13 protein-coding genes are annotated in these 13,612 nt (G+C 74.5%); 4 read left to right on the forward strand and 9 right to left on the reverse strand.

The window, feature by feature from the left end:
• The 8 genes from cysD to ACFP1Z_RS02785 all read right to left on the reverse strand — a co-directional run.
• Nucleotides 1–663 (reverse strand): sulfate adenylyltransferase subunit CysD (cysD, locus tag ACFP1Z_RS02750; RefSeq protein WP_390314113.1); only part of this gene is annotated, 663 nt, incomplete at its 3' end.
• A gap of 14 nt (nt 664–677) precedes the next feature.
• Nucleotides 678–1,253: an adenylyl-sulfate kinase gene (gene cysC, locus ACFP1Z_RS02755; protein WP_390314114.1), complete on the reverse strand. Its 576-nt coding sequence runs from the start codon at nt 1,251–1,253 to the stop codon at nt 678–680.
• Between the two features lie 35 nt (nt 1,254–1,288).
• On the reverse strand, nt 1,289–1,999 hold the full coding sequence (locus ACFP1Z_RS02760) for a phosphoadenylyl-sulfate reductase (protein WP_390314115.1): 711 nt from the start codon (nt 1,997–1,999) through the stop codon (nt 1,289–1,291).
• The gene (locus tag ACFP1Z_RS02765; protein ID WP_390314116.1) at nt 1,996–2,163 is read right to left on the reverse strand and encodes a PDDEXK family nuclease; all 168 of its coding nucleotides are present in this window, start codon (nt 2,161–2,163) and stop codon (nt 1,996–1,998) included. Before ACFP1Z_RS02765 ends, ACFP1Z_RS02760 begins: the two co-directional genes overlap by 4 nt.
• Complete coding sequence (locus ACFP1Z_RS02770) at nt 2,160–3,869, reverse strand: nitrite/sulfite reductase (RefSeq protein ID WP_390314117.1); 1,710 nt, start codon at nt 3,867–3,869, stop codon at nt 2,160–2,162. The genes ACFP1Z_RS02765 and ACFP1Z_RS02770 overlap by 4 nt, the downstream gene beginning before the upstream one ends.
• 189 nt (nt 3,870–4,058) lie before the next feature.
• A complete protein-coding gene (locus tag ACFP1Z_RS02775) occupies nt 4,059–4,163 on the reverse strand; it encodes a putative leader peptide (protein ID WP_390314119.1) in 105 nt (34 codons plus the stop codon).
• A gap of 446 nt (nt 4,164–4,609) precedes the next feature.
• Nucleotides 4,610–5,239 (reverse strand): GNAT family N-acetyltransferase, encoded by a 630-nt coding sequence (locus ACFP1Z_RS02780; protein WP_390314120.1) that lies wholly within the window; start codon nt 5,237–5,239, stop codon nt 4,610–4,612.
• A gap of 43 nt (nt 5,240–5,282) precedes the next feature.
• The gene (locus ACFP1Z_RS02785) at nt 5,283–6,551 is read right to left on the reverse strand and encodes a GAF domain-containing protein (RefSeq protein WP_390314611.1); all 1,269 of its coding nucleotides are present in this window, start codon (nt 6,549–6,551) and stop codon (nt 5,283–5,285) included.
• Between the two features lie 256 nt (nt 6,552–6,807).
• On the opposite strand from ACFP1Z_RS02785, the gene ACFP1Z_RS02790 reads away from it, so the two are divergent.
• The 4 genes from ACFP1Z_RS02790 (at nt 6,808) to ACFP1Z_RS02805 (ending at nt 11,915) form a co-directional block, all read left to right on the forward strand.
• A complete protein-coding gene (locus ACFP1Z_RS02790; RefSeq protein ID WP_390314121.1) occupies nt 6,808–8,016 on the forward strand; it encodes a YihY/virulence factor BrkB family protein in 1,209 nt (402 codons plus the stop codon).
• A 255-nt stretch (nt 8,017–8,271) separates the two neighbouring features.
• Nucleotides 8,272–9,390 (forward strand): ribosome small subunit-dependent GTPase A, encoded by a 1,119-nt coding sequence (gene rsgA, locus ACFP1Z_RS02795; protein ID WP_390314122.1) that lies wholly within the window; start codon nt 8,272–8,274, stop codon nt 9,388–9,390.
• Between the two features lie 492 nt (nt 9,391–9,882).
• Nucleotides 9,883–11,400: a DNA-3-methyladenine glycosylase 2 family protein gene (locus ACFP1Z_RS02800; protein ID WP_390314123.1), complete on the forward strand. Its 1,518-nt coding sequence runs from the start codon at nt 9,883–9,885 to the stop codon at nt 11,398–11,400.
• Nucleotides 11,397–11,915: a methylated-DNA--[protein]-cysteine S-methyltransferase gene (locus ACFP1Z_RS02805; RefSeq protein ID WP_390314124.1), complete on the forward strand. Its 519-nt coding sequence runs from the start codon at nt 11,397–11,399 to the stop codon at nt 11,913–11,915. Before ACFP1Z_RS02800 ends, ACFP1Z_RS02805 begins: the two co-directional genes overlap by 4 nt.
• Before the next feature lie 9 nt (nt 11,916–11,924).
• Here ACFP1Z_RS02805 and ACFP1Z_RS02810 read toward each other — a convergent pair whose 3' ends face one another.
• Complete coding sequence (locus ACFP1Z_RS02810) at nt 11,925–12,629, reverse strand: helix-turn-helix transcriptional regulator (RefSeq protein WP_390314125.1); 705 nt, start codon at nt 12,627–12,629, stop codon at nt 11,925–11,927.
• Nucleotides 12,630–13,612 lie beyond the last annotated feature (983 nt).

A 13,612-nucleotide genomic window follows, 5' to 3' on the forward strand; every position in this document is an offset into this window, starting at 1 on the left:
ACCGGGGGTCAGCCACATCCCGTCCCGGGCGAACACCTCCCGCTCGTGCGCGTAGTACAGCGACGGCAATCCGATCCCCTCCCGCGCGATGTACTGCCACACATCCAGCTCGGTGAAGTTCGACAGCGGGAAGACCCGCACGTGCTCGCCCGGCGCGTGCCGGCCGTTGTACAGCTGCCACAGCTCCGGGCGCTGCCGGCGCGGGTCCCAGCCGCCGAACGCGTCCCGCAGGGAGAACACCCGCTCCTTCGCCCGCGCCTTCTCCTCGTCCCGCCGCCCCCCGCCCAGCACCGCGTCGAAACGATGCCGGCCGATCGCCTCCAGCAGCGGCACCGTCTGCAGCGGATTACGCGTACCGTCCGGACGCTCCCGCAACTCCCCGCGGTCGATGAACTCCTGCACCGACGCCACATGCAGCCGCAGCCCGAACTCCTCCACCATCCGGTCGCGGAAGGCCAGCACCTCGGGGAAGTTGTGCCCGGTGTCCACATGCAGCAGCGCGAACGGCAACGGTGCCGGCGCGAACGCCTTCAGCGCCAGATGCAGCATCACCACCGAGTCCTTGCCCCCGGAGAACAGCAGCACCGGCCGCTCGAACTCCCCCGCCACCTCCCGCAGGATGTGCACCGCCTCCGACTCCAGCACCTCAAGATGCGACAACACCCCGGACGACCCCCTCACGCCCGCGCCCCCGCCAGCCCCCGCGCCACCAGCAGCCCGTACACCGCCGCCACCGACTCCCCCACCGCCTCCCCGCCCGCCCCCACCCGCAACTCCGGCGCCACCGGCGGCTCATAAGGATCGTCCACCCCCGTCAGCCCGGAAATCTCCCCCGCCGCCTGCCGCGCGTACAGGCCCTTCACATCCCGCACCGCACACACCTCCACCGGAGTCGCCACCCACACCTCCACGAACGGCGTCCCCGCCCCCGCATGCCGCTTGCGCACCGCCTCCCGCGCATCCGCATACGGCGCGATCACCGGCACCAGTACCGTCACCCCGTGCGCGGCGAGCAACTGGGCGACGTAGCCGATGCGGTGGACGTTGGTGTCGCGGTCGGCGCGGGAGAAGCCGAGGCCGGCGGAGAGGAAGGTACGGACCTCGTCGCCGTCGAGTACTTCCACCTCCCGCCCTTCCGCGCGCAGTCGTTCCGCCACCGCGCGGGCGATCGTCGTCTTGCCCGCGCTCGGCAGGCCGGTGAGCCACACCGTGGCCCCGCCCGTATCCGTGCGTTGAGTCGTCCGTCGGTTCATGCTGTGCTCCTGCTGCTTTCTCGTGTTTCCGGCCGTCAACCGTGCAGCCCGCATTCGGTCTTGGCGTGCCCGGCCCAGCGTCCGGCGCGTACGTCCTCGCCCGCCGTGACGCGGCGGGTGCAGGGCGCGCAGCCGACGGAGGCGTAGCCGTCCATGAGCAACGGGTTGGTGAGGACGCCGTGTTCGGCGACGTAGGCGTCGACGTCGGCGGCCGTCCAGCGGGCGATGGGGGAGACCTTGACCTTGCGCCGCCGCTCGTCCCAGCCGACGACGGGGGTACGGGCGCGGGTGGCGGATTCGTCGCGGCGCAGCCCGGTCGCCCACGCGTCGTACGCGGCGAGGCCGTTCGCGAGGGGGGCGACCTTGCGCAGTGCGCAGCACAGGTCCGGGTCGCGTTCGTGCAGCCGGGGCCCGTACGCGGCGTCCTGCTCGGCCACGCTCTGCCGTGGCGTGAGCGTGACGACGCGGACGTCCATGACGGCGGCGACGGCGTCGCGGGTGCCGAGGGTCTCCGGGAAGTGGTAGCCGGTGTCGAGGAAGATCACGTCGATGCCCGGGCGTACGCGGGCGGCGAGGTGGGCGACGACGGCGTCCGCCATGGAGGAGGTGACGCAGAACCTCGGCCCGAAGGTGTCGGCGGCCCAGCGCAGGATCTCCCGCGCGGGCGCGTCCTCCAGCGCGCGGCCGGCTTCCTCGGCGAGGGCGCGCAGGGCGTCGGTGTCCCGTACGGTGTGCGGTGCGCTCACGGCCGTTCCCCCGTGGTGAGGCCCTTGGCGAGCAGGCCGAGGAACGACAGCCGGAACGCCCGGTTGCAGGCACCGCACTCCCAGGCGCCGTGCCCCGCCTCGTGCGGACGCAGGTCCTCGTCGCCGCAGTAGGGGCAGAAGAAAGGGGCAGCCCTCCCGCTCACGACAGGTCCTCCTCACTGGCCCGCTCCACCCACTGCGCGAACCGCTCGTTCTCGGCCCGCTGTTGGCCGTAGCGGGTGAGGACGCGCTCGACGTAGTCGGGGAGTTCGGCGGAGGTGACCTTCAGTCCGCGCACCTTGCGGCCGAAGCCGGACCGCAGGCCCAGCGCGCCGCCCAGGTGCACCTGGAAGCCCTCCACCTGGTTGCCGTCATTGTCCAGCACCAGCTGGCCCTTCAGGCCGATGTCGGCGGTCTGGATGCGGGCGCAGGCGTTGGGGCAGCCGTTGACGTGGATGGTGATGGGCTCCTCGAAGTGCGGCATTCTGCGCTCCAGTTCGTCGATGAGGGACGCGCCGCGCGCCTTGGTCTCGACGATGGCGAGCTTGCAGTACTCGATGCCCGTGCAGGCGATCGTGCCGCGCCGGAAGGGCGAGGGCCGCACCTGGAGGTCCAGTGCCTCAAGTCCCTCGACCAGCGGGTCGACCCGGTCGCCCGGCACGTCGAGGACGATCATTTTCTGTTCGACGGTGGTGCGCAGCCGGTCGCTGCCGTGCGTGGCCGCGAGATCGGCGACCTTGGTGAGCGTGGCGCCGTCGACGCGGCCGACGCGTGGCGCGAAACCCACGGAGAAGCGGCCGTCGCGCTGTGCGTGGACGCCCACGTGGTCGCGCCAGCGGCCCACCGGCTCCTCGGGCGCGGGACCGTCCAGCAGCCGCCGTCCCAGGTACTCCTCCTCCAGCACCTGCCGGAAACGGGCCGGACCCCAGTCGGCCATCAGGTACTTCAGCCGGGCGCGGGTCCGCAGCCGCCGGTAGCCGTAGTCGCGGAAGAGGCCGACGACGCCCGCCCACACGTCCGCGACCTCCGCCAGCGGCACCCACGCGCCGAGCCGCTGTGCCAGGCGCGGGTTGGTCGACAGTCCGCCGCCGACCCACACGTCGAAGCCGGGTCCGTGCTCGGGGTGCACCACGCCCACGAACGCCACATCGTTGATCTCGTGCACCACGTCCTGCACGGGCGAGCCCGAGACGGCCGTCTTGAACTTCCTCGGCAGATTGGAGAATTCCTTGCTGCCGATGTAGCGCGCGTGGATCTCCTCGACCGCCGGGGTGCCGTCGATGATCTCGTCGGCGGCGATGCCCGCGACGGGCGAACCGATGATCACGCGGGGGCAGTCGCCGCACGCCTCGGTCGTCGACAGCCCGACGGCCTCCAGCTTCTCCCAGATCGCGGGCACGTCCTCGATGCGCACCCAGTGCAGCTGGATGTTCTGCCGGTCGGTGATGTCCGCCGTGCCGCGCGCGTAGGTCTGCGACACCTCGCCGATCGCGCGCAGCTGGGCCACGGTCAGCCGGCCGCCGTCGACGCGCACCCGCAGCATGAAGTACCGGTCGTCCAGCTCCTCCGGCGCCAGCACCGCCGTCCTGCCGCCGTCGATGCCCGGCCTGCGCTGGGTGTACAGGCCCCACCAGCGCATCCGGCCGCGCAGATCGGCCGGGTCGATGGAGTCGAAACCCGCCTTCGCGTAGACCGTCTCAATACGTGTCCGCACATTGAGACCGTCGTCGTCCTTCTTGAACTGCTCGTTGCCGTTGAGCGGAGTGAAGTGCCCCGCGGCCCACTGCCCTTCGCCCCGGTGCCGGCCTGCGGGGCGGCCGGAGGGACGGCGGGGCGGGGAGACGGCCGGGGGCGGTGTGGTGGCGGCCATGGTGGTTCCTCGTCGGGGATCGGGGCGCGCCGGAGCGGCAACGGGCGTGGCCGGCATGCGCGTTGCGTGAAGTGCGCGGAAAGGGAGCGGAAAAGGGGGACGGCGTCGGCTCGCCCACGGCGACGGGGGCGGCGGGACTACGGCGCCGCTACGGAAAGGGCGCCGCCGGAACGGCTTGCTGTCAGCGCGTCAGTGCGCCGGACACAGGGCGCGGGGGGCACGACAGATGGCGCTGGACACACGGCCGAGGTCGACGTGGCGTCGACTGATCAAGGCAACTCCGGCGCTGGGCATGACGGAAGCGTCGCACGGCGCTCTCGGGGGAGTCCACACTTGTCCGCGATGCGGACTGGTGTGTCTCGGGGAGTGGTATGCGGTGGCGGGTGGGCGGGCGCGGCCCCTGGGGGCGATGCCCGCGTCGGCGCGGGGCCCGGCAGGGGTGGCCCGCCGGGCGGGAGGCCGAAGGGCTCCAGCGCGTGTGGGGCGCCCGCCGGGCCGGCACCGCGAAGTCCTGTGCGGGGCAGCTGAGTTGTGCGGCTCCGCCACGGTGGGCGTGGCGCGTACGACCTGCTGGGACGCCGGCCGGGGTGCTCACCGGCACCGGCACAGCGCCGGCGCCCGGCATGGCCGGCGCCACGATTCGCCGGGCCGCGCGGCGTCAGCCGGCATGCGCCCCCGCCCCCGGCACCCGCACCGGCACCCGGCACGGCCGGCGCCACGAGTCACCGGTTCCCGCGGCGTCAGCCGCCATGCGCCCCCGGCCACGGGCCCGGCACCGGAGCGTGCGGCTCCTGCTCCGTCTTCGTGGCGAAGACGCGGAAGCCGCGCCGTTCGTAGTTGGCCAGGGCGTGCGGGCCGTCCTTGCTGCATGTGTGCAGCCACACCCGCTTCGTCGGGGGGAGCTGCGGCCGGCGCTCGGCGAGGTCCCAGGCGCGCTCGGTTCCGTAGGCGAGCAGGTATCCGCCGATGCGGCGGCCCTGGAACGCCGGGAGCAGCCCGAAGTAGCTGATCTCCACGGTCCCTTCGGGCTGCGCTTCCAGCTCCAGGTATCCGGCCGGGGTGCCGTGCTCGTACGCCACCCACGTCTCGACGCCCGGCCGCTCCAGGAACGCCCGCCACTGCCCGTACGTCCACCCCAGCCGGTCCGTCCAGCGGTAGTCGCCGCCCACCGCCGTGTACAGGAAGCGGCTGAACTCCGGCGAGGGCACCTCGGCGCGGACGATCCGCACCCCCGGCGGCGGGCCCGGCACGGTGGGCGGCACCAGGTCGCCCGGCGAGGTCTGCTCCAGGGACCAGGTGGTCACCGTGACGGTCCCCGTGCCCGTGTCCGTACCCGTGTCCGTGCCCGTGTCGTCGTTCTTCGCGTTCATGGACGGAAGCCAACCACGCCCCGGCCCGCGCCCGGCCCCCGGGTCACGGCTGCGCGGCCGCCCGGCGGGCCGCCAGCACCGCCGGTGCCCGCGACGCGGGCAGCAGGTCCTCCGCCCGGTGCGGCAGCAGCAGCCGCACGTCGAGATGGTCCGCGAAGCGGTACGGGCGCCGGCCCAGCACCCCCGCGAGCGTGCGCCGCATCCGCGACAGCTCGGCCCGTACCGTCACCTCCCGCGAGGAGTCCCCGAACAGATCCGCCGCCAACTGCGCGGCCGTCCGCCCCGAGCGGTGCCGGGCCAGCACGTACAGCAGCTCGGCGTGGCGCGGGCTGAGCTCCTTGGCCCACTCGCCGGCCGCGCCCGAGACCGTCACCGTCCACTCGCGCGGCCGCCGCAGATCCAGCACCACCCGGCCCGGCGGCGCCTCCGCGGGCGCCGCCGGCTCCGTCACCCGCACCAGCCAGCCGTCCGGCAGCGGTTCGAGCACGCACAGCCCGAGCGCCGGCAGCCACACCCGGCCCGCCTCCACCCCCTTCGGCAGGGCGATGCGCCGCACCGGCGCCAGCCCGCTGACCGCCGCCGTCCAGCCGTCCCGGTCCACCGCCAGGGCACGCCCGCCCAGCCGGGCCAGCATCGGCGCGGCCACCGTCCGCAGCCGGTCCACCGACTCCCAGTGCCGCGCCCGCAGTTCCGCCTCGGCGACCTTGGCGACCGCCGTCACCAGCGGCAGCGTCGCCGGATTGAACGAGGCGGCCGGGCCGGAGGCGTTGAGCACCCCCAGCAGGCGGCCGTCGCGCGGATCGTGCAGCGGGGCCGCCGCGCACGTCCAGGCGTGGTGGGTGCGCACGAAGTGCTCGGCGGAACGCACCTGCACCGGGCGGCGCTCCACCAGCGCCGTGCCGATGCCGTTGGTGCCCACCAGCTCCTCCCGCCACGCGGCACCCACCCGGAACTCCAGCCGGTCCGCGCTGCGCAGCACCGGCCGGGTGCCCTCCCGCCACAGCAGCAGACCGTCGGCGTCCGTGACGACCAGCAGATGCCGGTCGGCGTCCACCACCCCGGCCAGGCCCTCCCGCAGCTGCGGCAGCAGCTCGGCCAGCGGCGAGCTGTGCCGGCGGTGCTCGATCTCCTCCGTGGGCAGCGGCGCCGGTGGCCTGCCCCGGTCCGGGTCGAGGCCGCGCAGCCGGACACGCTGCCACGACTGCCCGATCACCGGGCGCGGCGGCACGGGCGGCCGCGCGCCGGCCAGCGCGGCGTCCCGGACGGCGGGCAGCAGGACTTCGTCGATGGGTCCCCGGTTCACGGTGACCATGGTGCCGTCGCCGGGACCGGCCCGGAGGGGCATCCCGCCGATTGCAACTCCATGCAACGGTTGCCCCGGACACCGCGTCGGCGGGATCGTTTTCACGAGCGGCCGGAGGGTGGTGCCGAGTCGGCGCAGCACCACCCTCCACTCGGCCTCCGCGGCCTCCCCGTCTCCATCCCCGCCTCTCTCCCGCGACCCCCGCGCCCCCGGCCCGCCCGGCCACGGTGTGAACGAGCCTGGCCAGGGCCTATACGGTTGGAGAGTGCAGGCAGGAAACCAACAACCGGAGCAGCGGAGAGCGGGCAGGCTCCACAGGGCTCGCGTCCTGTACCGAAATGTCTCGAAACGCAAGATGGCGTGGCTGCTCCTGAAGGACACCGTCAACTCCTGCGTCGAGTACCGGGTCACCGGACTCGCCGCCGAGGCGGCGTTCTTCACCCTCCTCTCGCTGCCGCCGCTGCTCCTGGGCCTGCTCGGCCTCCTGGGGTATCTGGACTACTGGACCGGTACGGACACCATCGGCTCGATCCAGAACAACATCCTCAAGGCGGCCGCGACCGTGCTGTCCGACAAGGGCGTCAACGAGATCGCCAGACCCCTGCTGCGGGACGTCACCGAGGGCCGCCCCGACGTGATCTCCCTCGGCTTCGCCATCGCCCTGTGGTCCGGCTCCCGCGCCGTCAACGTCTTCGTCGAGACCATCACGATCATGTACGGGCTGGAGGGCAGGCGCGGCATCGTCCGCACCCGCCTGATGGCCTTCCTGCTCTACCTCGTGGCCCTGCTCATCGGGGCGGTGGCGCTGCCGCTGATGGTGGCCGGGCCGGACGCCGTGATGTCCGTCGTGCCGTGGAGCGCCGAGCTGGTGCGCGTCCTGTACTGGCCGGTGGTCATCGTGCTGTCCGTCTCCTTCCTCACCACGCTCTACCACGTGTCCGTGCCCGTGCGTTCGCCCTGGCGCGAGGACATCCCCGGCGCGCTCGTCGCGCTGACGATGTGGGTGCTCGGCAGCTTCCTGCTGCGCATCTACCTCACGCACACCGTCGAGGGCCTGACCATCTACGGCTCGCTCGCCGCGCCCGTCGCGGTGCTGCTGTGGATCGGGGTCTCGGCCTTCGCGGTGCTCGTCGGCGCCGCCGTCAACGCGGCCATGGACCGGGTGTGGCCGTCCGTGGCCACCGCCGCCGCCCGCGCCGAGGTCGACCGGCAGCGCGCCGCCCTCGCCGCCCAGGAGGCGGCCGCCCGCGCGGCCGCCGCGCTCGAAGCCGGCCTGCACGACGACGACCTCGACGACTACGAGGAACCGGTCGACGAGGGCGCGGCCGGCCGGGACCGCGAGCCGCCCTCGGAGTTCCCCGAGCGCTGGGCGCAGTTCCTGCCGCCCGAGGACGTCCGCTCCCGCATCCACACCGCCAAGCCCGAACACCGCCCCAAACACGCCCGGCACGCCAAACCCGACCGGCGCGACTGACCCCGCTGGCCCCGCGAAAAAACCATTTGGCCCCCGTGACCGGGGGCCTTTAGCATCTCGGCGAAGCACACACGAGCACCACGAGCCGAACAACACGAGCCGGAGGAAGCGGAGGTGAGGACCTTGAGGACGGTCATTGCGCTGCGGCCTGCCCGCACCCAGGAATCCACCGACCCCGCTCCCGCGGCCACCGGCTGACGGCACGTCCTCGCCGCGCGCCCCCGGGAGCCACACCTCCCGCGAAGGGCCTTTTCCGTGAACTCCCCTGCTTCCACCACGTCTTCGTCTTCCGCCTCCGCGCACCCGCTCGCCCCCTACGGCTGGGACGCCGGCTTCGCCGAGAGCTTCGCCCCCCACGCCGAGCGGGGCCTGCTGCCCGGCCGCATCGTCCGCGTCGACCGGGGCCGCTGCGACCTCGTCGTCGCCGACGGCACCACCGTGCGCACCGTGCACGCCGACGCCGCCCTCGTCGCCACCGGTGACACCCTCGCCGTGATGTGCACGGGCGACTGGGCCGCCGTCGACGCCGACCACCGTTTCGTACGGGCCCTGCTGCCGCGCCGCACCGCCTTCGTGCGCTCCACCTCCTCACAGCGCTCCGAGGCCCAGATCCTCGCCGCCAACGTCGACCGCGCGGTCGTCGCCGTCTCCCTCGCCGTCGAACCCGACCTGGGCCGCCTCGAACGCTTCCTGGCCCTCGCCTGGGAGAGCGGGGCCCAGCCCCTGGTCGTCCTCACCAAGGCCGACCTCGTCCCCGACCCGGCCGTCCTCGGCCACCTCCTCGCGGACACCGAGGCGGCGGCGCCCGGCGTGCAGGTCCTCGCCGTCAGCGCCGGGACCGGGCACGGCATGGACGTCCTCGCCGCCGTCCTCGCCGACGGCACCTCCGTGCTCCTCGGCCCGTCCGGCGTCGGCAAGTCCACCCTCGCCAACGCCCTGTGCGGGCAGGCCGCCGCCCAGGCCGTGAACGCCACCCGCGACCGTGACGGCAAGGGCCGGCACACCACCACGACCCGCGACCTGCTGCCGCTCGCGTCGGGCGGCGTCCTCATCGACACCCCGGGCCTGCGCGGCGTCGGCCTGTGGGACGCCCGCGCCGGCGTCGAGCAGACCTTCGCCGAGATCGAGACCCTCGCGGAGCACTGCCGCTTCCACGACTGCGCCCACGCCACGGAACCCGGCTGCGCGGTCCAGGACGCGATCGCGGCGGGCGACCTCCCCGCCCGCCGCCTCGACAGCTACCGCAAACTGCTGCGCGAGAACGCCCGCATCGCCGCCCGCACCGATGCCCGGCTGCGGGCTGAGATCCGCCGCGACTGGCAGCGCAAACAGGCGGAGGGGAGGGCGGCGATGGAACGCAAGCGCGGCCACTGACCCGGGGGCTCCGCCCCCGCGCCCCCGCCAGGGGCGGAGCCCCTGGACCCCCGGTCGGGGCTGCGGTGCTCGTCCTCGGCCTCCTGGGGGAGGTGCCCCTGGCGGGGCTCGCCGGTGCCAGTACCGGGCCCCCGGCCACGGGCCCGGGCCTCCGCCAGGGGCGGAGCCCCTGGACCCCGGTCGGGGCTGCGGTGTTGCTCGTCTTCAGCCTCCCCGGAGGAGGCGCCCCCGCGACGGGCTTGTCGCTGCCGCTACCGGGTCCCGGCCGCGGGCCCGGGCCCCGCCAGGGGCCCCGCCCCTGGACCCCCGGTCGCGGCTGGCGCCGCGCGGGCTTGTTGTCGCCGTACCGGAGCCGCGAGCCCGCCCGCAGGCCCCCGCCAGGGGGCAGAGTCCCGGACCCCGGCACCACCCCGCACACCCGGCCGGAGGCCCCCGTACCGTCATGTCCGATTCCCGCCAGTCCCCCACCCGCCCCTGCCGCAGACTGGAGGCGTGAACCAGCCCGCAGCCACCACCCGTGACGACGCCCGCTACCAAGCGGTGTGCAGCCGGGACGCGCGCTTCGACGGCGAGTTCTTTCTCGCCGTGACGAGCACCGGAATCTACTGCCGGCCCAGCTGCCCGGCCGTCACCCCCAAGCGGGCCAACGTCCGCTTCTACCCCTCGGCGGCGGCCGCGCAGGGCGCCGGGTTCCGGGCCTGCCGGCGTTGCCGGCCGGACGCGGTGCCCGGCTCCGCCGAGTGGAACGCCCGGGCCGACCTCGTCGGCCGGGCGATGCGGCTCATCGGCGACGGCGTCGTCGACCGCGAGGGCGTCGCCGGGCTCGCCGCGCGGCTCGGCTACAGCTCCCGGCAGGTCCACCGCCAGCTCACCGAGGAGCTCGGCGCCGGTCCCGTCGCCCTCGCCCGCGCCCAGCGCGCCCACACCGCGCGCGTCCTGCTGCAGACCACGAGCCTGCCGGTCACGGAGACCGCGTTCGCCGCCGGCTTCGCGAGCGTGCGGCAGTTCAACGACACGATCCGCGCCGTCTACGCCCGGACCCCCAGCGAACTGCGCGCGGCGGCCCGCGCGGGCCGGCCCCGGGGCCCGCACCCGGCGCCCGCCGGGATCCCGCTGCGGCTCGCGCACCGCGGCCCGTACGCCGCCCGCGAGATCTTCGACTTCCTGCAACTGCGCGCCATCACCGGCATCGAGGAGGTCACCGGCGCACCCGGCGCACCCGGCACGCCCCGCCGTTACCGCCGCACCCTGCGGCTGCCCTACGGCACGGGCATCGCCGAGATCCACGAGCCCGCCCCCGGCCCGCCGCACGGCGCCTGGCTGGACTGCCGGCTCCACCTCACCGACCTGCGCGATCTGTCCACGGCCGTGCAGCGGGTCCGCCGCCTGTTCGACCTCGACGCGGACCCGTACGCCGTCGCCGAACGGCTCGGCGCCGACCCCCGGCTGCGGCCGCTCGTGGCCGCCCGGCCCGGACTGCGCTCGCCGGGCGCGGCCGACGGGCCGGAGCTCGCGGTACGGGCCGTACTCGGCCAGCAGGTGAGCGTGGCCGCCGCCGCACGCCTGGCGGGCACCCTCGTCGCCGCCTACGGCAAACCCCTCGCCGCCCCCGACGGCGGCCTCACCCACGTCTTCCCCGAACCCGGCGCCCTGGCCGACGCCGCCCTCGACGAACTCGGCATGCCCGACGCCCGCCGCCGCGCCCTGCGCACCCTGTGCGCCGCCCTCGCCGACGGCACCGTCCGCCTCGACCCGGGCGCCGACCGCGACGCGGGCGAGAGCGCCCTGCTCGCCCTGCGCGGCATCGGCCCCTGGACCGCCGGCTACATCCGTATGCGCGCCCTCGGCGACCCGGACGTCTTCCTGCCCGGCGACGCGGGCGTACGCCAGGGCCTCGCGGCGCTCGACGCGTCCCCGGCCGCGGCCGACGGCTGGCGGCCCTGGCGCTCGTACGCCGTGCACCACCTGTGGAACCACACCGCACGCCCGATCCCGAAGGACACCCCATGAACACCCCCGGCACCACCGTGCTCTACACCGAGATCGACAGTCCCCTCGGGCTCCTGCTCCTCACCGGTACCCCCGACCCGGGCGCGCCCGGCGGCACCGCGCTGTGCTCGCTGTCCGTCCCCGGCCAGAGGAACGCGCCGGAGACGGCACCGCACTGGCGGCGCGAGCCCGCCGCGTTCGCGGAGGCGCGGCGGCAGCTCGCCGCCTACTTCGCGGGCGGGATCAAGGAGTTCGACCTGCGCTTCGCCACGCACGGCACCGCGTTCCGCGAGAAGGTGTGGGCCGCGCTGGACACCGTCCCCTACGGCTCCACCACCACCTACGGCGAACTCGCCGCCCGCGTCGGCGCGTCACGGGCCGCCGTGCGCGCCGTCGGCGGCGCCGTCGGCGCCAACCCGCTGCTCGTGCTGCGTCCTTGCCACCGGGTGATCGGCGCCGACGGTTCGCTCACCGGCTACGCGGGCGGACTGGACCGCAAGCGCGCGCTGCTCGCGCTGGAGGGAGCGGGGGTGTGAGCGACGGCGTCACGGCGTGCCCCGCGCCGCCGTCCAGCCGCATTCCGCCGCGTACCAGCCCAGTTGCAGCCGGGTGGTGACGCGCGCCAGCTCCATGAGCCGCTTCACGCGGCGTTGCACCGTCCGCAGCCCGAGCCCCAGTTGCCGGGCGACGCTCGCGTCGGTCAGCCCGACCAGCAGCAGCGACAGGATCCGCAGGTCCGTCGCGTCGGGCCCGGCGCCGCCGTCCCGGCGGCCGGTGTCCGCGCACACCCGCAGGGGCAGTGCCTCCTGCCAGACGTCCTCGAAGAGGTCGACGAGGGAGGCCAGCAGTTTCCCGGAGCGTACGGCCAATGCGAGGGACTCCTGTGATTCCTGGGGCTCGGAGTGGACCGTGTCGTCCTCCGTGGTGCCGTCCGAACTCCCGTCCGCAGCGGACGGGGTGAGGCGCAGCAGCGCGATCTCCCGGTCGGCGACGACGAGTTCGGCGGGAACCCGTTCGACCACCCGGATCAGCGCCGGGCCGCCGAACGCGATCCCGCCGGCGGCCGATCCCGCGCGTGCGTACGGTCCGGCGCGCTCGACGACGATCCTCAGCGGTACGCGGGCCGCCGTCGCCGCCCCTGCCGGGGTGACGGCGGCCCAGGGTCTGCCCGTCAGCAGCGCGCACACCTCCCGCGTTGCCCCGTACCGGAGTTGACGCAGTCGCTCACCGACGGAGTGAATTCCGGTCACCAGTTCTATGGCGGCTCTTTCGGCCGATGATTCCGTTTCCGGTCCTATGGCACAGGGCATGCGACATCCCTCCCGCAACTCACCGAATCGCCGGGCCGGCACGAACAATTTCGACGAGATTCATCATCCCCGGGGGAGGTCTGTCGTGCACTCTTCCCGTATGCCTGACAGTGTGGACAATAAGGGCATGAGTCAGCAGGGGGATCACCGACCCGGCCAAGAGGACGCCTGGTGGCGCGAGTTGTACGGCGAAGGCACCGCCGACACGGGCGCGACCGCCGCCGGCCGAAGCCAGGACGACAGCCTGGACGAGCGATTCAGCTCCGTTTCGGCGGTCGTGGGAGGGGGGCGGGCGGTGGCGCGGCCCACGAGAAAAGCGGGGAAAACGGGAAAAGCAGAAAAGCCCGAAAAACCAAATAAAGGGGCTGCGCGGGGGGCACCGAGAGCGGAACCGGGGGAGGCCCCTGCCGCCCCCGCCCGGTCCGGCCGCCCGGCCCGGCGTGCCGCCCGCGCGGCGGGGCGCCCGACCGAGTCGCCCGGAAAGGGAGGGGCGCGACAGCCCGTCCTGGGCGAGGGCGCCGGGCGCCGCGCGGGCGGTGAACGCTCCGGCCCGGAGCCCGAGTCGGCCGGAGAAGGGGCCGAGGAGTTCGTAGTGGTGCGCGGGGCCGGCGCCTCCGACTGGTTCGGCACCGCCGAAGCGTTTCCGGGCCCCGAGGGCCAGGAGAGTCCGGACCGGCCGGATGCCGACTACGGCCCCCCGTCAGACCCCGCCGGGGCCGACGGGTTCGGCGGTTCCGAGGGTGTGGGTCGGCCCGTATGGCCTGCCGGTGGCGACGGCGCCGACGTCTCCGGAGTGTCGGGTGAGCCGGGCGAGTTCGACGGTTCCGGTGGCCCTGGTGGTGCTGTGCGGCCAGAAGGGCCCGTCGGTGGCGACGGGTTCGAGGTTTCCGGGGACTTCGCGGGTTCTGGCGGCTCGGGTGGAG

It is taken from the genome of Streptomyces gamaensis, from assembly GCF_042656465.1.
GTDB classification, from domain to species: Bacteria; Actinomycetota; Actinomycetes; order Streptomycetales; family Streptomycetaceae; genus Streptomyces; species Streptomyces gamaensis.